This window comes from Pseudomonas sp. WS 5027, assembly GCF_012985695.1.
GTDB classification, from domain to species: domain Bacteria; phylum Pseudomonadota; class Gammaproteobacteria; order Pseudomonadales; family Pseudomonadaceae; genus Aquipseudomonas; species Aquipseudomonas hygromyciniae.
Genome location: NZ_JAAQWU010000019.1, coordinates 1 through 22,800, shown reverse-complemented (window position 1 = coordinate 22,800; position 22,800 = coordinate 1). Strand labels below are relative to the sequence as shown.

20 protein-coding genes are annotated in these 22,800 nt (G+C 59.5%); 11 read left to right on the top strand and 9 right to left on the bottom strand.

What is annotated here, in order from left to right; genetic code table 11:
* Window positions 1-302 precede the first annotated feature (302 nt).
* The gene (locus tag HBO09_RS21440; RefSeq protein WP_169997000.1) at window positions 303-1,937 is read right to left on the bottom strand and encodes a methyl-accepting chemotaxis protein; all 1,635 of its coding nucleotides are present in this window, start codon (window positions 1,935-1,937) and stop codon (window positions 303-305) included.
* 250 nt (window positions 1,938-2,187) lie between these two features.
* On the opposite strand from HBO09_RS21440, the gene HBO09_RS21435 reads away from it, so the two are divergent.
* Window positions 2,188-3,018, top strand: a complete 831-nt coding sequence (locus tag HBO09_RS21435; protein ID WP_169996998.1) for an undecaprenyl-diphosphate phosphatase — start codon at window positions 2,188-2,190, stop codon at window positions 3,016-3,018.
* Entirely contained in the window at window positions 3,018-3,401 is a 384-nt protein-coding gene (locus HBO09_RS21430) for a DUF1294 domain-containing protein (protein ID WP_169996996.1), read from the top strand. The genes HBO09_RS21435 and HBO09_RS21430 overlap by 1 nt, the downstream gene beginning before the upstream one ends.
* 11 nt (window positions 3,402-3,412) lie before the next feature.
* Here HBO09_RS21430 and HBO09_RS21425 read toward each other — a convergent pair whose 3' ends face one another.
* Window positions 3,413-3,760, bottom strand: a complete 348-nt coding sequence (locus HBO09_RS21425; protein WP_169997193.1) for an MmcQ/YjbR family DNA-binding protein — start codon at window positions 3,758-3,760, stop codon at window positions 3,413-3,415.
* Between the two features lie 11 nt (window positions 3,761-3,771).
* Window positions 3,772-4,680 (bottom strand): LysR substrate-binding domain-containing protein, encoded by a 909-nt coding sequence (locus HBO09_RS21420; RefSeq protein ID WP_169996994.1) that lies wholly within the window; start codon window positions 4,678-4,680, stop codon window positions 3,772-3,774.
* Between the two features lie 126 nt (window positions 4,681-4,806).
* Here HBO09_RS21420 and HBO09_RS21415 point away from each other — a divergent pair, with 126 nt between their 5' ends.
* Both HBO09_RS21415 and HBO09_RS21410 read left to right on the top strand, forming a co-directional pair.
* Complete coding sequence (locus HBO09_RS21415) at window positions 4,807-5,418, top strand: FMN-dependent NADH-azoreductase (RefSeq protein WP_169996991.1); 612 nt, start codon at window positions 4,807-4,809, stop codon at window positions 5,416-5,418.
* Window positions 5,419-5,619: 201 nt separating this feature from the next.
* Complete coding sequence (locus HBO09_RS21410) at window positions 5,620-6,657, top strand: dienelactone hydrolase (RefSeq protein ID WP_169996989.1); 1,038 nt, start codon at window positions 5,620-5,622, stop codon at window positions 6,655-6,657.
* Here the strand turns inward: HBO09_RS21410 and HBO09_RS21405 are convergent.
* Both HBO09_RS21405 and HBO09_RS21400 read right to left on the bottom strand, forming a co-directional pair.
* Window positions 6,651-7,823: an MFS transporter gene (locus tag HBO09_RS21405; RefSeq protein ID WP_169996987.1), complete on the bottom strand. Its 1,173-nt coding sequence runs from the start codon at window positions 7,821-7,823 to the stop codon at window positions 6,651-6,653. The two genes, HBO09_RS21410 and HBO09_RS21405, sit on opposite strands and share 7 nt — an antisense overlap.
* Before the next feature lie 474 nt (window positions 7,824-8,297).
* On the bottom strand, window positions 8,298-9,884 hold the full coding sequence (locus HBO09_RS21400) for an ABC-F family ATPase (protein ID WP_082445592.1): 1,587 nt from the start codon (window positions 9,882-9,884) through the stop codon (window positions 8,298-8,300).
* Between the two features lie 469 nt (window positions 9,885-10,353).
* Here HBO09_RS21400 and HBO09_RS21395 point away from each other — a divergent pair, with 469 nt between their 5' ends.
* On the top strand, window positions 10,354-11,166 hold the full coding sequence (locus tag HBO09_RS21395) for a class I SAM-dependent methyltransferase (RefSeq protein ID WP_169996985.1): 813 nt from the start codon (window positions 10,354-10,356) through the stop codon (window positions 11,164-11,166).
* 126 nt (window positions 11,167-11,292) lie between these two features.
* Here the strand turns inward: HBO09_RS21395 and HBO09_RS21390 are convergent, their stop codons facing one another.
* Window positions 11,293-11,703: a TIGR03067 domain-containing protein gene (locus HBO09_RS21390; protein ID WP_169996983.1), complete on the bottom strand. Its 411-nt coding sequence runs from the start codon at window positions 11,701-11,703 to the stop codon at window positions 11,293-11,295.
* Between the two features lie 401 nt (window positions 11,704-12,104).
* Here HBO09_RS21390 and HBO09_RS21385 point away from each other — a divergent pair, with 401 nt between their 5' ends.
* From HBO09_RS21385 to HBO09_RS21370, 4 genes are all read left to right on the top strand, one after another.
* Window positions 12,105-13,448, top strand: coding sequence for a Wzz/FepE/Etk N-terminal domain-containing protein (locus tag HBO09_RS21385; RefSeq protein WP_169996981.1), 1,344 nt, complete (start codon window positions 12,105-12,107; stop codon window positions 13,446-13,448).
* Window positions 13,449-13,727: 279 nt separating this feature from the next.
* The gene (gene lpxO / locus HBO09_RS21380; RefSeq protein ID WP_169996979.1) at window positions 13,728-14,627 is read left to right on the top strand and encodes a lipid A hydroxylase LpxO; all 900 of its coding nucleotides are present in this window, start codon (window positions 13,728-13,730) and stop codon (window positions 14,625-14,627) included.
* Window positions 14,628-14,772: 145 nt separating this feature from the next.
* The gene (locus HBO09_RS21375; RefSeq protein WP_169996977.1) at window positions 14,773-15,090 is read left to right on the top strand and encodes a hypothetical protein; all 318 of its coding nucleotides are present in this window, start codon (window positions 14,773-14,775) and stop codon (window positions 15,088-15,090) included.
* A gap of 19 nt (window positions 15,091-15,109) precedes the next feature.
* Window positions 15,110-16,267 (top strand): PQQ-dependent sugar dehydrogenase, encoded by a 1,158-nt coding sequence (locus HBO09_RS21370; protein WP_169996975.1) that lies wholly within the window; start codon window positions 15,110-15,112, stop codon window positions 16,265-16,267.
* 30 nt (window positions 16,268-16,297) lie between these two features.
* Here HBO09_RS21370 and HBO09_RS21365 read toward each other — a convergent pair whose 3' ends face one another.
* The gene (locus tag HBO09_RS21365; RefSeq protein WP_169996973.1) at window positions 16,298-16,777 is read right to left on the bottom strand and encodes a nuclear transport factor 2 family protein; all 480 of its coding nucleotides are present in this window, start codon (window positions 16,775-16,777) and stop codon (window positions 16,298-16,300) included.
* A 31-nt stretch (window positions 16,778-16,808) separates the two neighbouring features.
* Window positions 16,809-17,372 carry a TetR/AcrR family transcriptional regulator gene (locus tag HBO09_RS21360; RefSeq protein ID WP_169997191.1) on the bottom strand — a complete coding sequence of 188 codons (564 nt, stop codon included), beginning with the start codon at window positions 17,370-17,372 and terminating at the stop codon, window positions 16,809-16,811.
* Window positions 17,373-17,496: 124 nt separating this feature from the next.
* On the opposite strand from HBO09_RS21360, the gene pssA reads away from it, so the two are divergent.
* Both pssA and HBO09_RS21350 read left to right on the top strand, forming a co-directional pair.
* Complete coding sequence (gene pssA, locus HBO09_RS21355) at window positions 17,497-18,840, top strand: CDP-diacylglycerol--serine O-phosphatidyltransferase (RefSeq protein WP_169996971.1); 1,344 nt, start codon at window positions 17,497-17,499, stop codon at window positions 18,838-18,840.
* A gap of 329 nt (window positions 18,841-19,169) precedes the next feature.
* A complete protein-coding gene (locus HBO09_RS21350; RefSeq protein WP_170060954.1) occupies window positions 19,170-22,676 on the top strand; it encodes a hypothetical protein in 3,507 nt (1,168 codons plus the stop codon).
* A 15-nt stretch (window positions 22,677-22,691) separates the two neighbouring features.
* On the opposite strand, the gene HBO09_RS21345 is transcribed toward HBO09_RS21350, so the two are convergent.
* Window positions 22,692-22,800: IS3 family transposase (locus HBO09_RS21345; RefSeq protein WP_169993622.1), on the bottom strand; the 109-nt coding region annotated here is incomplete at its 5' end.

Genomic DNA, 22,800 nt, shown 5'->3' with positions numbered 1-22,800 from the left:
CTCACCATGTTCCGACAGGCACACCGAGGTGCCTGGTTTTAGGGCCGCTGCGCAGCCCAGCGGGGGACAAGCCCCCTTGCCACAGGGGGCTTGCGGCAGGACATGGGCAGTTGGCTTTCCTGTGGCGAGCGGGCTTGCCCCGCGCTGGGTGGCGAAGCCGCCCCAACAGCCTCACCAGACTCCGGCAGGCACACCGAGGTGCCTGGTTTTAGGGACGCTGCGCAGCCCAGCGGGGGCCAAGCCCCCTTGCCACAGGGGGCTTGCAGCCGCCCCAATCACAGGAAACCCCAGAGTCCCGCTGTCTAGACCTTGAACTGACGCAGCAAGCCGTTGAGTTCTTCGCTCAAATCCTTCAGGTGCACGCTGGCGACGCTCGATTGCTGGGCCGCCAGCGCCGTGCTGTGGGACAGGCCGGCTGCCTGCGTCACGTTCTGGTTGATGTCTTCCACCACATGGGCCTGTTGCAGGGTCGCGCTGGCAATCGAGGCGTTCAGGCCGTTGAGGTTGCGCAGGGCCTGGCCGATGGCGGTGAGGCTGGCGCCCGCCTGGCCGGCTTGCTCGATGGTCAGTTGCGAGGCCTGGTGGCTGTCGCTGATGACCTTGACCGCCGCTTCGGAATGCCCCTGCAGGCGTTCGATCATGCTCTGGATCTCGGCGGTGGATTTTTGCGTGCGCTGGGCCAGCAGGCGTACTTCGTCGGCAACTACGGCAAAGCCACGGCCCTGTTCGCCTGCGCGGGCCGCCTCGATGGCGGCATTGAGGGCCAGCAGGTTGGTCTGCTCGGCAATCGAGCGAATGACCTCCAGCACCCCGCCAATCTGCGTGCTTTCCGAGGACAGGGTACGGATCACTTCCACCGCCTGGCTGATAGTCCCGGACAGTGCATCAATCTGTTGCAGGCTGCCGTCGATGTTCACCTGGCCCTGTTCGGCCTGGATTTGCGCATCGCGCATTTCACTGGCGGCGTGTTCGGCATTCTTGGCCACGTCCTGCACGCCGTAGGTCACTTCATTGATGGCAGTGGCCACCAACTCCATTTGCTGGGACTGCTGCTGGCTGCGGTCATGGGCCTGGCTGGCGTTGCTGCCCAGTTCGGCGGACGACTGGCCCAGGGCATTGGCGCAGACCTGCAACTGACTGACCACCTGGCGCAGTTTGGCGGTGAATGTATTGAAGTGCTGGGACAGCTGCGTGACTTCGTCCTGGCCGTGGGTGTCGAGGCTGCGGGTCAGGTCGCTTTCGCCGCTGGCGATATTGGCCATGGCATGTACCGCATCTTGCAGCGGACGCACGATGCTGCGGGCAATCAGCACCACCAGCAGGGTCATGATCAACGCGATGCCCAGACCGACGAGGGACGCCTGCCACACCTGGCCACGGAACTGCGCCTGCACATCATCTACATACACGCCGGAGCCGATGATCCAGCCCCAGGGTTCGAACAACTGGATATAGGAGGTCTTGGCCACCGGCGCATCCGCTCCCGGTTTGGGCCAGCGGTAATCGACCATGCCGGCGCCCTTGGCCTTGGCCAGGGTGACAAATTCATTGAAGATCGCAAAGCCGTCCGGGTCGCGGATGGCCGAGAGGTTCTGGCCGTCAAGCTTGGGGTTGGCCGGGTGCATGATCATCACCGGCGTCAGGTCATTGATCCAGAAATAGTCGTCCTGGTCATAGCGCAGGCCGCGCACCACGCTCAGGGCTTGCTTCTGCGCGGCTTCGCGGGTCAGCACGCCGCTGGTTTCGAGGCCGTGATAAAAATTCAGAATCCCGCTGGCGGTCTGCACCACATGCTGGGTCTGCTGGCTCTTGGCCTGGTAGAGATCGTCATGGATCTGCTTGAGCATCAGCAAACCCAGGGTCAACAACATCAACACGGCGACTATCAGGATCATCCAGAGGCGCCGGCTGATCGACATATTGCGCAAACTGTTCATAGTCTTGTCACTCCGCGTTCTTATAATTTTCGGTGCTGCGTTGATCGGCCAGTGATAACGCGAAGCGAAATTCGGGCTTGTCTGATAGGCTTTCGGCCCGGAATCAAAAAACCTGAGTGCTGCCTGATTTTTCACAGAATTTTTGCAGTTCAGCCTTGATCCTGCACGCGGCCTTGCGGCGTGCTCATCGTTAGTGAACACCTAGAAAATATCAACGAGGCATGCCGTCGCATGACCTTTTGGGGGAATAATGGATCTTTGGACCGCCTTTCAGGCATTGATACTTGGCATTGTCGAAGGGCTGACGGAGTTCTTGCCGATCTCCAGTACCGGGCACCAGATCATCGTCGCCGATTTGCTCGACTTCGGTGGCGAACGCGCCATGGCGTTCAACATCATCATTCAATTGGGCGCCATCCTGGCAGTGGTCTGGGAGTTCCGGCGCAAGATCCTCGACGTGGTCACCGGCCTGCCGACCCAGCGCAATGCCCAGCGCTTTACGGTCAACCTGCTGATCGCTTTCCTGCCGGCGGTGGTGTTGGGGGTGATATTTGCCGACCTGATCCACGAATACCTGTTCAACCCCATCACCGTGGCCACCGCGCTGGTGATCGGCGGGGTGATCATGTTGTGGGCCGAGCGCCGCGAACATACCGTCCATGCCGAAACCGTCGATGACATCACCTGGAAAGATGCCTTGAAAGTGGGCTTTGCCCAATGCCTGGCAATGATTCCGGGGACCTCGCGTTCCGGCTCGACGATTATCGGTGGCCTGCTGTTCGGCCTGTCGCGCAAGACGGCGACCGAGTTTTCGTTCTTCCTGGCGATGCCAACCATGGTCGGGGCGGCGGTGTATTCGGGCTACAAGTACCGTGACTTGTTCCAGCCTGCGGACCTGCCGGTGTTTGCCGTCGGGTTTGTAGTCTCGTTCATCTTCGCAATGATTGCGGTGCGCGGCCTGCTCAAGTTCATCGCCAGCCACAGTTATGCAGTGTTTGCCTGGTACCGCATTGCGTTCGGTTTGCTGATCCTGGCCACCTGGCAGTTCGGCTGGATTGACTGGGCGGCGGCCAAGGCGTGATGAGCATTCAGCATCTGCGCATGAAGGCCCTGGTGTTTGTGCTGCTGTGCGCCGTGCCGCTGTTTGGCGCGGCACTGCTGGCGTATCGCGGGGTGTCGCTGATCCCGCTGGCGGCTTATGGGCTGGTCAGCTTGGTGACGTTTTGCCTGTACTGGAGCGACAAGCGCAAGGCCCAGAGCGACAGTTGGCGTACCCCGGAAAAGATCCTGCATGCCATGGAGCTGGCCGGTGGCTGGCCGGGCGCCCTGGTCGCGCAGCAGGTGTTTCGCCACAAGACACGCAAGGTGTCGTTCCAGGTGGTGTTCTGGCTGATCGTGTTGTTGCACCAGGTGTTCTGGATCGATCAGTTGTTTCTTGGCGGCACGCTGCTGTCAGTCTTCTAGATAGCCAGCTCCTACACCAGCTTGAGCCCGATCTGCGTGCGCTTGGGCAGTTTGCTTACCACCAACTGGTGGGAGCGCTGCAACAAGTCGCGCAGTTCCTCGCCGCCCAGCGGGTAGGGCACTTGCATGATGATCCACTGCGCTCGCGCCAGGTAGGGCGCCGGGTGGATGCCCGGGCGGTCCACATGGCCGAGGAACAGCTCCTTGTCGACCTTGAACGCCAGAGAATCACCCCGCAGGTTCTGTAGGGCAAACATCTTGTTGTCGGCAATCGAGAACACCCGCACGCCACCCCATTTGTAATCCTCCCGTGCTCCGGGCAGGCCCAGGCAGAACTGGGCGACGTCGTTTTCGCTCATGATCCGGCTACTCATAGCAGGCGATCTCCGCAATTGTTGAAAGCATGGGCCAGAAAGTCGATCCAGGCGCGTACCGCTGGGGATACGCCGCGTCGGTGCGGGTACACCGCTTGCAGCCAACCACCGGGCAATGACCATTCGGGCAGCAATTGCACCAGTTGGCCGGTTTCCAGTTCTTGCTCGCAATACATCATCGGCAGCACGGTGAAACCCAGACCGGCAAGGGCGCTGGCTTTGCGTACCAGGAAGTCGTCGATGCCCAGGCGTGCCTCCATGGCCAGGTCGGTGGCATTGCCGGCAGGGTCGAGCATACGCAGGTGGACCAGGCGATCGGCTTCCAGGGCGCCCAATACCGGCAGGTGCTTGAGGTCGGCCGGGGTGTTGATCTGGCGGCCATGCACAAACTCGGGGCTGGCGACCATGGCCGTCTGTGCCTGGCGCAGGCGGCGAGTCACCAGCAGCGGGTCTTCATCCCCCAGTTCGCGCACGCGCAAGGCCACGTCTACGCCCTCGGCCACCAGGTCGACGCGGCGATTGATCAGCATCATTTCCAACTGCACCAGCGGGTGCGCTGCGAGAAATTGCGCCACTACGGTCGGCAGGATTTCGTGGGCCAGGCCCACCGGGCAACTGACCCGCAGGCGTCCCCGGGGCTCGCTGGACATGTTGGCCACCGCTTCGTCGGCCATTTCGGCTTCCAGCAGCATCGCCTGGCAATGCCCCAGGTAGCGTTCGCCGACGGCCGTCAGGGTCAATTGTCGGGTGGTGCGCTGCAACAGGCGGGCGCCGAGGCGTTCTTCCAGTTCGGCAATGCGCCGCGACAGCCGCGACTTGGGGATCCCCAGCAGCCGGCCAGCCGCCGCGAAGCCACCGGCTTCCACCACCTTGGCGAAATAGTAGAGGTCATTGAGGTCTTGCATGTTGGGCCTATTGTCCTGTCAGTGGGACGAACTATCGCATTTTAACCGGCTAATCGGCTATTGGATTGATCTGTAGGATCCTCCCCATCAGATCGCCCGGTGGCGGTCCTCACTTGGAGATCCCACATGAAACTCTTGCATATCGATTCCAGCATCCTTGGTGACAACTCGGTGTCCCGCCAATTGAGCCGCGAAGTGGTCAAGGCTTGGCAAGCGGCCGAGTCGGGTGTGGAAGTGACCTACCGCGACCTGGCGAGCGAAGGGATCAACCATTTTTCCGGGATTACCCTGGGCGCCTTGGGTACCGCTGCCGAGTTGCGTGATGCGGTGCAAAAGCACGAGGCCGACCTGAGCGCATCGACCCTGGCCGAGTTCCTGGCTGCCGACGCAGTGGTCATCGCCGCGCCAATGTATAACTTCACCATCCCCACCCAACTCAAGGCCTGGATCGACCGCATTGCCGTCGCCGGCCAGACTTTCCGCTACACCGAAGCCGGTCCGGAAGGCCTGTGCGGCAACAAGAAGGTCATCGTGGTCTCTACCGCCGGTGGCCTGCATGTTGGCCAACCTACCGGCGTGGGACACGAGGACTACCTCAAAGTACTGCTGGGCTTCTTCGGCATCACCGATATTGAATTCGTCCGTGCCCATGGCCTGGCCTACGGTGACGAAGCGCGCAGCAAGGCGCTGAACGACGCCAATGCGCTGATCGCCGAGCAATTGTTCGTCGCTGCGTAAGGCCTGTGTAAATTTCCCCGCGACTCGCTATCAATCTGATTAGAGGCGCCTAAACTCTGTATTCTGTTGGCCTGAAAACCAGCGGAATACGGAGTTTTTTGCTTTGAGCGGGCGAATCTGGCGCAGCTTATGCAGTACAGGATCATACCGTCCGCGCCTGAACCGACTTGCAGGCGTCACACAGCACAGGTGGACATCCCCATGATGCGTCTTTGTGCAGTTTTGCTGGTTTCCCTGCTCGGCGGCCTTGTTTCAGTGCACGCCGCCGTGGCCCCGCATCCCCATTGGAGCGTGGGCTATCACCGGATGAGCTTTCCCGACCCGCTGGATTCGCAGCCGATGAAGGCCATCGCGTTTTATCCGTCCACGGGTCGCGAACATATCAGCCAAGTAGGCGCCTATCGCGTCGCCGCCACCGAGGATGCCAAGGTCGCCATTGGCCGCTTCCCGCTGCTGATGCTGTCTCATGGCAACACCGGGACACCCCTGGCTTTGCACGACCTGGCGACGTCGCTGGCGCGCAAAGGGTTTGTGGTGGTGGCGGTGCTGCATCCCGGCGATAACTACAAGGACCACAGCCGCCTGGGCACCTTGAGCAATCTGTATGGCCGGCCGATCCAGATTTCTGCAGCGATTACTGCGGCCCTCGGCGACGCGATGTTGTCGCCGTTCGTCAATGTGGACCAGGTGGGTGTAATCGGCTATTCGGCGGGTGGCGAGACGGCGCTGATCCTGGCCGGGGCCAAGCCGGATTTCGAGCGCTTGCGCCGTTATTGCCAGGAACGTCCCGAAGACCGTGATGCTTGTACGACCAAGGGTGAGCTGGTGGTCGACCGCGATGATCTGCAACCCCAGGCTGACTCCCGGATCCATGCATTGATGCTGATGGCGCCGCTGAGTCTGATGTTTGGTCGGCACACCCTGGTTGACGTGCATGTACCGGTGCTGCTGTATAGCGGCGATGGCGACAAACTGGTGGCCGTGGATAAAAACGCTGCCGCCCTGGCGCGCAAACTGCCGCAGCCACCGGATTTCAAACTGTTGGCCGGTGCCGGGCACTTTATCTTCATGGCCCCTTGCGATGATGAGCAACTGGCGCTGATGCCGGCGCTGTGTACAGATGCCGATGGGGTGGACCGCGAGGGTATTCACCGCGACCTGATCTCCGAGGCCGGGCGTTTTTTCGGGCGCACCCTCGGCCAGCACCCGCGGGCCGGGATGCAGACCGCAGATCAGTAGGCCCGGCGCATCAGCAGCAAGGTCAGGCCCAGGCCCGTGACGGACAGTAGCGCCGCACAGAAAAATATCCACGAATAACCCAGGTTCAACGCCACCGCGCCCATCAACGGCCCGGCAATCGCCAGCGCCAGGTCAAAAAATACCGCATAGGCACTCAGCCCGGCTCCCCGGCTGCTATTGGGCACCTGCTTGATGGCCTCCACGCCCAACGCCGGGTACACCAGCGACAGGCCAAAACCAGTGAGGCCGGCGCCGATCAGGGCGATGGCGGGAGAGGGCGCAAGCCACAGGAGCGCCAGGCCGACGGTTTCCAGGGTCATGCAGGCAATTGCTGCGCGGAATCCGCCAAAGCGGTTGATGCTGGAGATAAATAGCAGGCGCGAAAGGATAAAGCAGATGCCAAACACCGTCAGGCACCAGGCAGCGCCGGTCCAGCCGCGGCTCAGATAGAACAGGGTAATGAAGGTGGTCAGGGTGCCGTAGCCAATGGAGGCCAGGCACAGGCTGGCGCCAAACGGCGCGATCCGCCCGAACACTGCCCAGAACGGCAGGCGTTCGCCGCGCACCACTGGCACCGAGGGCTTTTTGCGGATCAGCACCAGGCCGAGCCCGGCCAGCACCGCCAGCGCGATACCCAGGCTGTTGTAGCCGTATTGCGCGACCATCACCACGCCCAGTGGTGCGCCAATGGCGATGGCACCATAGGAGGCGATGCCGTTCCAAGAGATCGAGCGTGCGGTGTGTTCGGCGCCAACCTGGCCCATGCACCAACTGATGGTGCCGACGCCAATCAGGCCTTGGGCCACGCCCAGCAGCACGCGGCCGACAATCAGAATTCCCAGGCTCAGGTTGGGCAGGCTCTGCAGCAGCGTGGCGATAAACGTCAACACGCCGCTGAGCAGGATGCCGCTCAAACCGAGCACGATCGCGCGCTTGGTGCCGACGTTGTCCGACATACGCCCGGCCATGGGGCGGCTGAGGAGGGTGGCCAGGTACTGCGAACCGATGGTCAGGCCAGCAACCACGGCGCTGAAGCCCAGTTGTTCGTGGACATAGCCTGGAATGACGGCAATCGGCAGGCCGATGCAGATGAACGCGATAAAGGTATAGAAAACGATGGAGACGATCTGCAGGGTGATCGACAGGGAGCTGGGAGCGGTAGGCATGGAGGCTCATTCGCGGCAGGGCGGTGAACGCATCATGGCAAGGGCTTGGGGAAAAAGGAAGCAGGCTAACGATTGTCGGCGCCGCCTTGTTGTGGTGGGTATGGTTGTGGTTGTGGTTGTGGCGAGCGGGCTTGCCCCGCGCTGGGCTGCGTAGCAGCCCTAAAACCTGCACCCGCGGTGTATCTGATGAAATGCGGGGGGATTAGTGATTGGGGCTGCTACGCAGCCCAGCGCGGGGCAAGCCCGCTCGCCACAAAAAGTCAGCGTTGCGCAGCAAACTCCAGGCTGCCACAACCCCCCCCTGTGGCGAGGGGGCTAGTCCCCCGTTGGGTGGCGAAGCCGCCCCAAAACCATCCCCCTCGGTCTATCTGACAGCAGTCGGTGAGGCCATTGGGGCGGCTTCGCCACCCAGCGCGGGGCAAGCCCGCTCGCCACAACAAGCCTGCTTGCTACTTTTTTGCTGTGTTGTTGTGCTTAGAACACTACACCCTGGCTACGCAGGTAGTCGTCATAGGTGCCGCTAAAGTCGATCACGCCGCTTGGGCTCAGCTCGATGATGCGGGTGGCCAGGGACGATACAAACTCACGGTCGTGGCTGACGAAGATCAGCGTGCCTGGATAGTTCTCCAGCGCCAGGTTCAGCGCCTCGATGGATTCCATGTCCAAGTGGTTGGTCGGTTCGTCCATCACCAGTACGTTGGGCTTTTGCAGGATCAGCTTGCCGAACAGCATGCGACCTTGCTCACCACCAGAGATGACCTTGACCGATTTGAGGATTTCGTCGTTGGAGAACAGCATGCGCCCGAGGGTGCCGCGGATCACTTGTTCGCCTTGAGCCCACTGGCCCATCCAATCGAACAGCGTGACGTCGTCTTCGAAGTCATGGGCGTGGTCCTGGGCGTAGTAGCCCAGCTCGGCCGCGTCGGTCCATTTCACGCTGCCGGCGTCCGGGGTCAATTCGTTGACCAGGGTGCGCAGCAGGGTGGTCTTGCCGATACCGTTCGGGCCGATGATTGCCACGCGCTCGCCAGCTTCAACCTGGAAGCTGAAGTCCTTGAACAGTGTCTTGCCGTCGAAGCCTTTGGCCATACGCTCGACGATGACCGCCTGGCGGTGCAGCTTCTTGGTCTGTTCGAAACGGATGAACGGGCTCACACGGCTCGAAGGCTTGACCTCGGCCAGTTGGATCTTGTCGATCGCCTTGGCACGGGAAGTGGCCTGCTTGGCTTTCGAGGCGTTGGCCGAGAAGCGGCTGACGAACGATTGCAGTTCGGAGATCTGCGCTTTCTTCTTGGCGTTGTCCGACAGCAATTGCTCGCGGGACTGGGTCGCTACGGTCATGTACTCATCGTAGTTGCCCGGGAACAGGCGCAGCTCGCCGTAGTCCAGGTCAGCCATGTGGGTGCACACGCTGTTCAGGAAGTGACGGTCGTGAGAGATGATGATCATTAGGCTGTTACGCTGGGTCAGGACGTTTTCCAGCCAGCGAATGGTGTTGATGTCCAGGTGGTTGGTTGGCTCGTCGAGCAGCAACACTTCCGGATCCGAGAACAGCGCCTGGGCCAGCAATACGCGCAGCTTCCAGCCTGGGGACACTTCGCTCATCGGGCCGAAGTGCTGCTCGATGCCGATACCCAGGCCCAACAGCAGTTCACCTGCACGGGATTCGGCGGTGTAGCCGTCCATTTCGGCGAACTCGGTTTCCAGCTCGGCCACGGCCATGCCGTCTTCTTCGCTCATTTCCGGCAGCGAGTAGATGCGATCGCGCTCGGCCTTGACCTTCCATAGCTCTTCGTGACCCATGATCACGGTGTCGATCACGTTGAATTCTTCGTAGGCGAACTGATCCTGGCGCAACTTACCCAGGCGCACGTTCGGCTCCAGCATCACCTGGCCGCCGGACGGATCAAGGTCGCCACCGAGGATTTTCATGAAGGTCGACTTGCCGCAACCGTTGGCACCGATCAAACCATAACGGTTACCGGCGCCGAACTTGACCGAGACGTTCTCAAACAGCGGCTTGGCGCCGAACTGCATGGTGATGTTAGCTGTGGAGATCAATTACTTTACCTATCAATAGCTTGGGGTGCGCTTATTTGGGCCGGGACCCATTCGGAGCCCGGGCCAACGGGCATGCGTCAACAGCGACATCAAGGCGTGGTGCCCAGTCGCCGAGCAGAAAATATGGGGTGCATGTTGGAATTTGGCGCGCATTGTCGCATATGTGAGGCGCGAGTTATATGACAGGCCGGCGTGTGGGGTGGTGAGAAGTGCCTGGTTTGTCTGTTTTGAGTAAAAACTCTACAAAAAGCAGCGATTTGTATCGAAGTTGTATCGATTGTCGGTTCTGTAATTGATAACAGTTGAACATCCCATGGCCGTGGATTAATTTCCCTCCGTTCGCCCTGCAGTGATAGCTCTTTACCGGTTCAAGGATGGCGAGGCTATCGGTGCGGGGCGAACTCCCTTCTTTATTTTTGACGGCGCTCATTGCCATCCTGTTGCGCACGCTCAATCGTTTGGAGACGCAATGGACACGCTGTCTGCTCAACAGGCTATCGCCAGTAACAAGGCCGCCTGGAACGAATCCGCCGAGCACCATAAAGCTGGCGCCCACTGGCAAAGCCTGCTCGCCGCCGTAGGCGAGCGTGGTTTCAACTGCCTGGACCCCACGCTGACCTCCCTGCTGCAGCAGGTCGGAATCAAGGGCCGGGATGCGGTGCAACTGGGGTGCAATAACGGGCGTGAAAGCCTCTCGCTGTATGGCCTTGGCGCCAATAGCGTGGTGGGGATCGACCAATCCGATGCGTTTCTTGCGCAGGCGGCGGAACTGGCGGCTCGCTCACCGCACTCACCTGAATTTATCGAAGCCGATATTCATCATTTGCCCGAGCATTTGCAGGGTCGCTTCGACCTTGCCCTGATCACCATTGGCGTGCTGAATTGGATGCCGGATATCGTGCTGTTTATGCGGCATGTCGCCAGCACCCTTAAGGAGGGGGGAACGCTGGTGATCTACGAAACCCATCCGTTCCTAGAGGTATTCGATCCCGAAGCGGCCAACCCGATGCTGCCGGTCACCTCATACTTTCGCCGCGAGCCTTTTGTGCAGCACGAGGCGATTGTCTATGAAGGGGCAAGCCAGGGCGCAACCGCTGCGTCGTACTGGTTCGTACACACCTTTGGGGAAGTTATCAGCGCGGCCATCGCCGCGGGCCTGCAGATCAGCCATTTGCAGGAGTACCCGCACTCCAATCGCGAAGAGCTCTACGACCGGTACGAGAACCAGTCGGCGCAATTGCCGATGTGCTACACCCTGACTGCCGTCAAGCGCTCGGCCTGAAGACAAAAAAAGGCCCGCTGGGGCGGCGGGCCAAGGGATTCATCTGAGGAGTTGGATTTAACCTATCGCGCCAAACGTGAAGAGTTCGTGAAAACCCCGTCGTAAAAACGAATACCTCTTATCTGTTCAAGACCTGCGCACGAATGTGCGCATCGTCTGCCCAGGCGTCGTACTGAAATGCGTCGGCCGGGGCATACCTTCATCGGCCGCGATAAAAACGAAGTGCTCGTCATCCAGGGTGTAGCTGGCGGGTAGGCGCTTTCCTGCGTCAGCCCCTATGGCGTCGATCCAGGTGATGCTCTTGGGTGTGGTGCTGGCATCCAGGGCAAAACACCCTTGTAGTAATACCTCGCCGTCCAGGGTCATGACCCGGAACTGATCTCCCTCAATCGTCGTTAGCGCGCCGGGCGCACTGTGCTCATCCGGCGGGTTGGCGATGCCGCTGTCTTCCAGGGCTATTTGCTCCCACGTGCCTTGCAGGGCTTGCCTGTCCAGCTCCGTCGGGCAAGGGGTGGTGCGGGTAGAGGGCGATGACATGTACAACTCCTGTTTGATAAGGCGCAAATGAAGCACCGCCAACATCAAGAAATGCTTCCTATCAAGGTTGATTAATAGGTTTTGCGGGAAATTTCCCAAAGTTGTGGCTTGGTCGGTTTTTTTCCTTTGCCAGCAGATATTTAAAGCTGTTTTGACATATCGTGAGAGCGATGTTTCTCGATATGTCGTCTACGCTAAGCAGTGTCTATATGACATTACTCTTTCTGAAGGAAAACAATCTCAATGCTGTAGGGATTTTTTCAGTGACTCAAGGGTCGGATAAGCGTTGCCTTATGTCGTGTTAGCCACATCCAGGGCGTTGTCCCTGCATTTTCAGTTGGTTATTCAGATCTATCGTGTAGTGGACAGCCAGTGCCCACTTTTTGAAGGATGTCCCCATTTTGAATAGAACTCCTCAGGTTCAAGCCCCCGTGGCGTCTGACGAAATTGATTTGTTTGAGCTATTTCACTCGATTTGGCGGCAGAAGAAACTGGTCATCGGCTGCACTCTTTTTGCGGGCCTTGTTGGAGTTGGTTACGCGCTGCTGGCTCCCCGCGAGTATCAGGTCAGCAGCGTGCTGCGTCCGGCAGCTATCAATGAACTAGATGCACTCAATCGCTCGGAGGTCTACAAGTTGCCGCCGGCGGATGCCCTGGCCAAAGTGGGCGCGCAACTGGACTCGTACGATGCGCGGCTGAATTTTTTCAAGGCCAACCCTGGCTTGTTCGAAGCGTTCCAGAAGCCGGGGCGCAGCCTGGAGCAGAGTTTCGAGGCGTTCAACCGCAACTCGATCAACCTGATTTTGCCTGATCCGAAGAAAGCGGACTCGTTGAGCAGCTATATCCGCCTTGAACTGCAATACCCCACGGATATCGACGGTGTCGCGATTCTCAACGGCTTTGTCGACTACGCCATCGCTGCAGAACGCGAGCAGGTGGGCGCCGATCTTAAAGTGATCGTCAACAACCGCCTCGCCGAGCTCAAAGGCAAGATTGATGCGGCGCGCTCCAATTACGAAACCGACAAAGAATCGAAAATCGCCAAGCTGCTGGAAGGCGACAAGCTCAAGCGTGCGCAGCTGGAAGATGAACTCAGTGCCCTGCGCCTGCAGATGAAAATGCAGCGCTCCAATCGCCTGGCAGAGTTGAACGAAGCCATCTCGATTGCCAAGTCCATGGGCATTAAGAATCCGACGACTCCTTCCTCCATGGCCGACGCCGGGCGTAGCGGTTCCAGCCAGGTGATGCGCACCGAGATCAACAACCAGCAGGTCCCCTTGTACTTCCTTGGCACCGACGCCCTGGAAGCCGAGCGTACGGCCCTGCAACAGCGCACCAGCGATGATTTCACCAACAGCCGTGTCGCGGAAATCGGCAAAGAGCTGCAGTTGTTGGAGGTCAATCGCCAGGTCGAGGTCATGAAGCGGCGGGGCAATGAAGATATTTTCCTGCAGGATGTCGAGCCGTTGCGTGCTGAAGTGGCGCGCCTGCGTGGCCTGAATATCGACATGAGCGCCTTGAAACTGGTGACAATTGACCGGCGCGCCCAGGAGCCGCTGAGCCCGATCAAGCCGAAAAAAGTCCTGGTGGTTGCGTTGAGCCTGGCGGTCGGCCTACTGCTGGGGATGCTCATCGCGCTGGTCCGCCATCTGGTCCTCAAGCGTGGCAAAGCAGTGGCCTATTCGCCATTGGACGACGACCGTTTTACCCTGCGAGAACGCAAGGATGACCAGCCATTGGGCTGAGTTAGGCCGCTCCTTTCCCGGGCTGCGTCGCAGCCCGGCAGACCCGTCACCGTGCTTTCGAGGTGGCGCGGCTACACAGTTGGAAGACACCTTTTCACAATTCTTAGTTAACCTTTGGTTACAATCTATGGCTAAAATAACTGCCATTGGCCACTATCCGAATTGTCTCCAAGGCACTCGTGGGCCTGTTAATGAATTGTGATTTCAGGTGCTGCATTTTTCCTCCCCGGCCCGGCCTGGAGGAGCAGCCTGTACTCTTCTGACATGTGACGAATTCCCGTGAAACTCATCATTGTTGCTCTCTACGTTATCTCCATCGCGTATGTCCACCTGCGTGGCAGGGTGCGACATAAACTGGGCCGTCAACTAAGCGACCACTCGACCTTCCTTGCACCGGTCAATTGCTTCCTCTACCTGTTCTCCAAACTGCCCGGCCGTCCGTACCTATCGCCCAGCGACTTTCCCGACCTGAGTCCACTCCAGGAGCATTGGCAGGAAATTCGCGAGGAGGGCCAGAAGCTGATGCGCGCTGGCGAGATCAAACGCTCGGACCAATACAACGACGTGGGTTTCAACTCGTTTTTCAAGTCGGGCTGGAAGCGCTTCTACCTCAAGTGGTACGGCGACAGTCACCCTTCGGCGATGAAGCTGTGCCCGCGCACCACCGAACTGGTGCAAAGCATCGGTTCGATCAAGGCCGCGATGTTTGCCGAACTGCCGCCAGGCTCAAAGTTGGTGCGCCATCGTGATCCCTATGCCGGCTCCTACCGTTACCACCTGGGGTTGGATACACCCAACGATCCAGGCTGCTACATCAATGTGGACGGTGAGAACTACTCCTGGCGTGACGGCGAGGCGGTAATGTTCGATGAGACTTACATCCACTACGCCGAAAACACCACGGCGCAGAACCGCATCATTTTGTTCTGTGATATTGAGCGCCCGATGAGATATCGCTGGGCGGCTGCGTTCAATCGCTGGTTCAGCCGCAACGTCATGGCTGCCGCCGGTTCGCCCAACGATGCCGGGGACAAGACCGGTGGCTTGAACCGCGCCTTTACCCGCCTTTACAAGATCCGCCTGCGGGGCAAGGAGCTGAAAAAGCGTAACCGCACCCGTTACTACCTGGAAAAGTGGGCGATCTTTGCCGCTCTGGCAGGGATTTTCATACTGATCTGATCGTCAGCCCCTTCGTGGCAAGCACCGCAGTGGCGTTGGACAAGCCGTGTTACACCTGCGCGGAAACTATTTAGTTACCAAATCCGAACCCTGCGCGTAGCGTGTTATCGAATGCTGGTATTCCTCGCCCCAGAGAGGTTTTGTCATGAGCAGTCGTACACGCAGCCTTGTGGTGTTGGTCCTGGGCCTTGCCTTGAGTGGTGGGGTGCAGGCGCAGAACCTACCCGGCAACAACAATCCGTATAACAGCCCGATCAAGCGGGCCAATCCCAACAGCATGCAGGGCACCCAGCCCAATACGCCGGCGATGCGTGGCACCTATATCGCGCCGGTGCCTCGCCCGCCAACCCTGGAAAACGGCGGCATCGGCAATCGTTATCCGCAGCGTGATGCTGCTCCCGCACGTCCTGCCACCCAACCCTCAGCCCCGACGCAAGACGCCAATGGCAATCGCCGGCCCTGAACGAAAGGAGCCCCACGGTATGTTTCTACGCACAACCCTTTTAGCTACCTGCTGCGCCAGTGCCCTGGCAACGGCGTGTCCGGTATTGTCCGCCGATACCCAGCAGTTCCCCAGCGAGCAAGGCAGCATCACCGCGACCCCGATTGTCAAAGGCCTGGACCACCCTTGGGCGGTAGCTTTTTTACCAGACAAGCAAGGCTTCCTGGTCACCGAACGGCCGGGTGCGCTGCGCTTTGTGAGCAGTGACGGAAAATTGTCTGCGCCGCTGAGCGGCGTGCCGCAAGTCTGGGCCAAGGGGCAGGGTGGTTTGCTGGATGTGGTGCTGTCGCCGGATTTCAAGGAAGACCGGTTGGTCTACCTGTCCTACGCCGAAGGTGGCGGCCAGGGCGGCAAGGCAGGCACGGCGGTAGGGCGTGGCCGATTGAGCGATGATCTGAGCGGCTTGAAGGACTTCCAGGTGATCCTGCGCCAGGAGCCCAAGCTGTCTACCGGCAATCACTTCGGTTCGCGCCTGGTGTTTGAACGCGATGGCTATCTGTTTGTGACCCTGGGCGAGAACAATGATCGCCCCACGGCCCAGGACCTGGACAAGCTACAAGGCAAAGTCGTGCGGATCTACCCGGACGGTGGCGTACCGGATGACAACCCGTTTGTCGGCCAACCCGGGGCCAGGCCAGAGATCTGGTCCTATGGCCAGCGTAACCCCCAGGGTGCGGCGCTGAATCCCTGGACCGGCACCCTCTGGGAAAACGAACATGGTCCACGCGGCGGTGATGAAATCAATATCATCGAGCGTGGCAAGAACTACGGCTGGCCCCTGGCGACCCATGGCATCAACTATTCGTTGTTGCCGATTCCCGAAGCCAAGGGCAAGACCGCCGAAGGCACGGTCGCACCCCATCATGTGTGGGAAAAGTCACCGGCCATCAGCGGTATGGCGTTCTACGATGCCGACCGTTTCAAGGCCTGGCAGCACAACCTGTTTATCGGCGCCCTGGCCAGCCAGGAGCTGATCCGCCTGCAGTTCGATGGCGACAGGGTGGTCCACGAAGAGCGCCTGCTGGGCGAGTTGAAGGCGCGTATCCGCGATGTACGCCAGGGCCCGGATGGTTTCCTGTACGTACTCACGGATGAGGCTGATGGCGTGTTGTACCAAGTAGGATTGAAGCAGGATTGACTGGCACTGTAGGGGCCGGCAAGCCGGCTCCTACAGCCCCAGCTCGGACAGCCCCGGATGATCATCCGGGCGCCGCCCCAGGGGCCAGTGGAATTTGCGTTCGCTCTCTTTGATCGGCATGTCATTGATGCACGCATGCCGGTTGGACATCAGGCCGTCCTGGTCAAACTCCCAGTTCTCGTTGCCGTAGGAGCGGTACCAGTTGCCGGAGTCGTCGTGCCATTCATAGGCATAACGCACGGCGATACGGTTGCCGGTAAAGGCCCACAATTCCTTGATCAAGCGGTAGTCCAGTTCCCTGGCCCATTTGCGGGTGAGGAAGTCCTTGGCCTGTTCGCGGTTATGGGCGAATTCGGCGCGGTTACGCCATTTGGTGTCCAGGGTGTAGGCCAGCGATACGCGCTGTGGGTCACGGGAGTTCCAACCGTCTTCGGCGAGACGGATCTTTTCAATGGCCGATTGTTCGGTAAAGGGCGGCAAGGGCGCACGTACGTGGGCAGTGTCTGACATGTGATTGTTCCTTCTTGAATCCCAGTGATTTTCAAAGTGCCAATAACGTTTGCGCCATGCATTGCGCATTATCAGCGGCGGTTACATCGCCCATTATCAGGGCCATGGTAATGGCACCATCGACCAGGATCAGCAGTTGCGCGGCCTGTTTCTCCGGGGCTGGGGTGCCATGTGCGTTGCACAGTTCAAGCAGGTACTCGAACAGTTTCTGTTTATGCGCCTTGGCCAACAAACGGACTGGGTCTTGCGGGTTGCCGGTCTCGCCGCTGGTATTGATAAAGGCGCAACCGCGAAAGTCCGTAGAGGCAAACCAGGCCTTGAGCGCGCTGAACACCCCAAGCAAGCGCGCACCGCTGTCTGGCGCTTGTTCGACCTCGCTGCGCAGCCACTGCAGCCAACGCTCGTCGCGCCGCTGCAGGGCGGCGATCACCAATTCATCCTTGTTGGCGAAATAGCGGTAGATGCTTTTCCTGGAGACCCCGGCGGTTTTCACCAGCAGTTCCATGCCGGTGGCCGCGATGCCGTGCCGGTAGAGCAGCTTTTCGGTGACATCGAGAATAATGTCGCGGGTTTCATTGTTGGTCATATCGTTCATGTTGCAAACAGTAGAACGATCGTTCTTCATGGTCAATGAATTATTTTCCATGTTCCGCAGGCAGACCTGAGCACCCCCATGGTGTAAGCTCTCGGGCTCTTCGGATTCGATCATTGCGAGCCCTATGCCGTCGTTATTCAAACGTTCTCTGTTGCCCAAGTTGCGCGGTTTCCCCCTGGCCACCGATGCGATCGAGGTGCTGTCCGGCGCTGCCGAGTTTCGCCGCTGCCTGCTGGAGAAAATCGCCCAGGCCCAACACCGTATCTATATCGTCGCCTTGTACCTGCAACAGGACGAAGCGGGCCAGGAGGTGTTTGACGCGCTGCATGCCGCCAAGGCCGCACGGCCTGAACTGGATATCGTGGTGATGGTCGACTGGCTGCGCGCCCAACGCGGGCTGATCGGCGCGGGCAAGCAGCCGGGTAACAGCGCCTGGTACCAGGCGATGACCCAGTCGCACCCGACACACGTGCCGGTATACGGGGTCCCTGTGCAGACCCGCGAGTTGTTTGGCGTGTTGCACCTAAAGGGCTTTGTGATCGATGACAGCGTGCTGTATAGCGGCGCCAGCCTGAACAATGTGTATCTGCACAAGTTCGACAAATATCGTTTTGATCGCTATCACTTGATCCACAACAAACCACTGGCTGACTCCATGCAACACTTGGTGGAGCACGGGCTGGTGGCCTCCAAGGCGGTCCACCGCCTGGACCTGCCCAACCTGCCCACCACTCGCAGCCTGCGCAATGACATTGGCGACTTGCGCAGCCGGCTCAAGCACGCGACCTATGACACCACGGCCGGCCAGGCTGGCATCGGCGAGTTGTCGGTCAGCCCGCTGCTAGGGGTGGGCAAGAACAACCCGCTGAGCCGGGTGATCTGTGAGTTGATCGCCAGCGCCCAGCAGCAGCTGACCATCTGCACCCCGTATTTCAACCTGCCGCTACCGGTAACCCGGGAGATCAACCGCGCGCTGGCCCGTGGGGTGAAGATCGACATCATTGTCGGCGACAAGACCGCCAACGACTTCTATATCCCGCCCAGCGAGCCGTTCAGGATCATCGCCGCGCTGCCGTATCTCTACGAAATCAGCCTGCGCCGCTTTGCCAAGCGCCACCAGCGCATGATCGACAATGGCCAGCTCAACCTGCACCTGTGGCGTGACGGTGATAACACCTACCACCTCAAGGGCATGTGGGTCGACGAGCGCTATACCTTGCTCACCGGCAACAACCTCAACCCCCGTGCCTTCCGCCTGGACCTGGAAAACGCTTTGCTGATCGACGATCCCCGAGGCCAGTGGCTGGCGCCACGGCGCAGCGAGCTTGAGGAGATTTTCCGGCACGCCAAGCGGATTCAGGGCTACCAGCAGTTGCAGACGCTGGTGGATTACCCCGAAGCCGTCGGCAAGTTCTTGCGTCGGGTCAGCCGGGTACGGGTCGAGCGCTTGTTGTATCGGATCCTGTAACTGACCTGCCATTTTCTCGGCATACTTGAAACACTTAGCACAGTCTTTGGTGTATTCGGACTCTTCCTACAACCCCTCTAGGCTGGGCCTTGTAGCGTTGCATTGACAGTTCTTACGGAAAAGAACTCTCGCCCTCCCTTAGGTGAAGAGAACTGGAAATGTCGACATACAGTGTAAAGAGTGCAGGCACGCCGTTTAACGTTGTGACAGGTGCAGGGCAGGGCTATCGACAGCCTGAGCCGACAGCCTCGATGCAGTCGTCCGAAGCGCCGTCTGCGCCCGAAGGCCAAGACTGGCCAGCATCAGAGCAAACCCCACGTAACCCCTCGATGCCTGGCAGGCTGACGCAAGCAAGGCTCGAGTTGGCGGCGCAGCGCAAAAAACGCGACGCGACGCCATTGCCTGCTTTTCCATCGTCCGTCGATGCGGCGAAAGGCGATGAAAAGCTGCAGGACACCCTCACTCATTGGGTGACCACCGGCAAGCTGAAACGCAAACCCATCCCCGACAATGCTTCGATCAAACCTTACGTGGACCTTTATCGCGACGCGGTGAAAGAGCCGGCGGTGCAGGACTGGCTTGCGAGCAAAGGCTTCAAATGGTCGACCGTGCGCATCGACCGCGACGGCGTAGAGGGAATAGTGATTCGCGATGGCGTCGAGACCAAGCAGCGATTTACCACCAGCGATGGGTCTGGTTGGTGGGAAGTGAGTGGCAAGGTCAGGGCGGCTGTGCACTACCTTTCTCCCAGCGATCTGGGGATTCTGCTACCAGACCCGAAAACGGGCGACTTTAATCACGTTGACGTCATTGTCGATTTTTACGGCGTCAAGACACCTAACGAAAGCGGCGGTGCCGCGCAGCTTGGCAGGCAGCTTACAGAGGACGGCTGGCCCGGGATTTCCGAGCAAAAGCGCACCGATTGGCGCGAGCAGTTCGACCAACTCGTGCAGCAGAGCCGCGACCAGGATGTCCGTACGCGCCTGGCTCCCCAGCTGCAGGCGCTGGTCGATGCAAAGGCTGAGGACGCCGATCTCGACCTGACTGCGCAGACTGTGGATATCGACCCCCAGTCGAGCCTGGCACAGAAAAGCCATCAGCCACGGGCGAGTTTTGCTCAGTTCCTGGCAACCCCGGCCTTCAGAACGTTCGTCGATAAAATCGGTTTTGGCCAGGGCGATCACGTTTACCGCATTCGCGACGGGCAGCTGGAAGTACGGGACTCGGCGAATCATTGGACTAATCTGCAAGCCTTTCTCGATGACGAGATCAGCAAGACCCTGGTTGGAGGCAGTGCAGAAGAAAAGGCGCGCATTCTCGAACTGAATGCCAACTTCAACCAGTTGGTGGGCATGAGCAAGGAAACCGGTGACGCCCTGTATTCCATCCCCCAATATGACCTGCGCCAGGTCCTGGAGTATTTCGGGTTGGGGTCTCCTGGCTCCGTCGCGCAAGCACGCGTCGCGCTTGGCTGGCTGAACAATCAATTGCCTCCGGCGCCGCTGGCGGCGGACTACGCGAGTCTAACGCCCTATAGCTGGGGACCAGGGGCGTTGTCACCCAACGACCTGACGGTGCTCAGAACCCAAGCCGCCAGGCCGGGTTCGGTCACTGAACTGTTGCGCGATTTTGCGGACGGGGCGGACCTGCCCGCCGACCCGGATTTGCGGCTTCGGGCGTTCTTCGACTCGCCCCAGGCCATGGCCAAGGCGCAGCAATTGGCGGGCGTACTGAATATGGCGGAGGTCGCCGGTGGCGCGCCCCTGTCCAGGGCTTCTCGCCACCAACTGCTGGCTGCCGCGATCAAGGCCAGTGTGGCCGTCGATGTGCCCGGCGCGCCCGGCGTGGTTGCCGGCTACGAGATCTATCATCCCAGCAACCTAGGGCGCACGATAAACCAGGTGCGCGAGGAGATAGAAACGCATTTGATTGACCACAAGGCGGTCAGCGCCAGCGCTGCGCCGTTGGTTGCCCATCTGTTGCTGGCACAGGCTGCCCCTGAGTTTCTGATCAAGCCGACGCCCAGTGTGTCGACACTCGCACCTCAAGCACTGATGTTACAGCCTGGGCAGGTGACCATCGGCTCGACCGCCTGGCTGAACCTGCGCCTGGGCACTGCCATGGCTGAAAAACTCGGTGGGGCGGGCAGTTCGCGAGGACTGACAATCACCCAAGCCCTGGACCTGAGCCGACTCGATGCGACAGGGCCTGCGCAGGCAGAGTTGATCAAAAGCCTTGGCGCCCAGCCCTTGCTGGACTGGGCGGTGATGGCCGGGATTTTTCCCAAGTCATCCGATGGGCGCTACTCGCCAGGGGATTATCTGGCTGCCACACAGGCATTCACCGATCGGGAAAACCGCACTCGCGAGGCATTCAATACCCTGACGAGCGAGCCACCCACTCAAACAAGTCTTTTAGTGCAACAGTTGGCGAAGCTGTTTCCCGAGTTGACCGAGGACGAGATCCGCAATTTCAAGCTTGAGCTGGATACCGACGTGCCTTTTGACCCAAGGCAACACGGGCATCTTCAGACCCGTCAGCCCTACTTGACCGACGTGATCCTGACTCAACAAGCTGAAAAGGATCCGCTGGTTGCCTTTGGCGATTGGGTGAGCCGTCTTTTTGGTGACGAAAAAAAGTACAAATTTATTCACCCTAAAATTTCCCAGGAAACCTTTAACGAAAGAATCAAAAACCTGCCGCCGATTGCCCCGTTGGTCGCTCCGGCCGTGGACCAATACATTGCCGATACCCGTAGCGCCCAGGCTACGGTGATCCGCCTGATGATCGCCAATGCGCCGCTGGAGGTACGCCGGGCATTTGAGGTCGGCAAGCTGGAGTTCTTTACCTTGCGCGAGGAGACCGGGCAACCCGTGGAGGACGATCAGGGCGAGCACTCCAAGGTGCAGGAGAAAAAGGGCAGGCATGGCCTGTTGATGCGTTACGAAACCGGGGCGGCGACCCCGAGATTTGGCTACTACGAAGTGTTTCCAGGCTCAATGAAAATGATCCGGCGTGACGATCTGAGCTACAGCCTTGGGCTAAATGGCGTGACCCAAAAAGGCAGTGTGCCCTACGGGCCTTTTGCCTTTGTCCAACGGGATTTTCGTCATGCAAAGCTGGAGAAGTTCGACTTCCAGGCCTATTCCCAGGGCACCGAGCCGCGTCCGGGAGTAGAGTCCAGGGTCATTATCGAGAAGGCTCGCGAGCCGTTGCCCGGTCAGGTCTTGTCGCAGTGGCCCGGCCCCGCGCCGGTTTATGTCCCCAACAGTTGGGCTTCGACAAGAACACGCGATATCACCAGAACCGTGCTCGACAACACGTTCGAGGACAGGCGCGAGTTGCTGCTGGAGTACGCCAATCAACCCACACGGCTGCAGAAGCGCCGCAGCTACCCTTTCGATTCCGGCAAGATCCTGACCCAGGAGAACCTTAGAACGGTCCTCAGTCTTATCCCATTTGTAGGTGCGGTTGCGGACATTGCCGATGGCAATATCAAGGACGGTCTCAAAGGCCTGTTGATCGACTTTGCGTCATTTTCAGCGACAGGCGGCTTGGCTGCAGCCAGGTCATTCTTCAAGGGGGTCAAGGCGGTTGTGCCCTATAGCGGTCGCGCATTTGGCCGGGGCCTGATGAAGGAGAGCGGACTGCTGGTGCGCAGCATGTTCAACCCTCTGGACGGCAGCGTCGATGTACTCAAGTCCGCGCTTAAAGTCACAGAGCGCAGCAAAAGGGTGTTGTCAGGGGAGTTGATGGGGGTCGGCTCAGGCATTTATCTGCCTACCACCGCCTTTGAAAAGTGCCGCTGGGGGCTGGGCGCCTATGAGGCGCTGTGAATCGCCCCGGATTCTTTAGACACCTTGCAAACTCATTGCGTAACGCTTTTCAAACTCTACCGGTGACAGCTGATTGTTGAAACTATGGCGGCGTTTTGCGTTGTAGAACATCTCGATGTAATCA

Bases quoted from the DNA above. Each gene is read 5' to 3' on its own strand.
- HBO09_RS21440 (WP_169997000.1), bottom strand. From the start codon at position 1,937: ATGAACAGTTTGCGCAATATGTCGATCAGCCGGCGCCTCTGGATGATC.
- HBO09_RS21435 (WP_169996998.1), top strand. From the start codon at position 2,188: ATGGATCTTTGGACCGCCTTTCAGGCATTGATACTTGGCATTGTCGAA.
- HBO09_RS21430 (WP_169996996.1), top strand. From the start codon at position 3,018: ATGAGCATTCAGCATCTGCGCATGAAGGCCCTGGTGTTTGTGCTGCTG.
- HBO09_RS21425 (WP_169997193.1), bottom strand. From the start codon at position 3,760: ATGAGCGAAAACGACGTCGCCCAGTTCTGCCTGGGCCTGCCCGGAGCA.
- HBO09_RS21420 (WP_169996994.1), bottom strand. From the start codon at position 4,680: ATGCAAGACCTCAATGACCTCTACTATTTCGCCAAGGTGGTGGAAGCC.
- HBO09_RS21415 (WP_169996991.1), top strand. From the start codon at position 4,807: ATGAAACTCTTGCATATCGATTCCAGCATCCTTGGTGACAACTCGGTG.
- HBO09_RS21410 (WP_169996989.1), top strand. From the start codon at position 5,620: ATGATGCGTCTTTGTGCAGTTTTGCTGGTTTCCCTGCTCGGCGGCCTT.
- HBO09_RS21405 (WP_169996987.1), bottom strand. From the start codon at position 7,823: ATGCCTACCGCTCCCAGCTCCCTGTCGATCACCCTGCAGATCGTCTCC.
- HBO09_RS21395 (WP_169996985.1), top strand. From the start codon at position 10,354: ATGGACACGCTGTCTGCTCAACAGGCTATCGCCAGTAACAAGGCCGCC.
- HBO09_RS21390 (WP_169996983.1), bottom strand. From the start codon at position 11,703: ATGTCATCGCCCTCTACCCGCACCACCCCTTGCCCGACGGAGCTGGAC.
- HBO09_RS21375 (WP_169996977.1), top strand. From the start codon at position 14,773: ATGAGCAGTCGTACACGCAGCCTTGTGGTGTTGGTCCTGGGCCTTGCC.
- HBO09_RS21370 (WP_169996975.1), top strand. From the start codon at position 15,110: ATGTTTCTACGCACAACCCTTTTAGCTACCTGCTGCGCCAGTGCCCTG.
- HBO09_RS21365 (WP_169996973.1), bottom strand. From the start codon at position 16,777: ATGTCAGACACTGCCCACGTACGTGCGCCCTTGCCGCCCTTTACCGAA.
- HBO09_RS21360 (WP_169997191.1), bottom strand. From the start codon at position 17,372: ATGAACGATATGACCAACAATGAAACCCGCGACATTATTCTCGATGTC.
- pssA (WP_169996971.1), top strand. From the start codon at position 17,497: ATGCCGTCGTTATTCAAACGTTCTCTGTTGCCCAAGTTGCGCGGTTTC.
- HBO09_RS21350 (WP_170060954.1), top strand. From the start codon at position 19,170: ATGCCTGGCAGGCTGACGCAAGCAAGGCTCGAGTTGGCGGCGCAGCGC.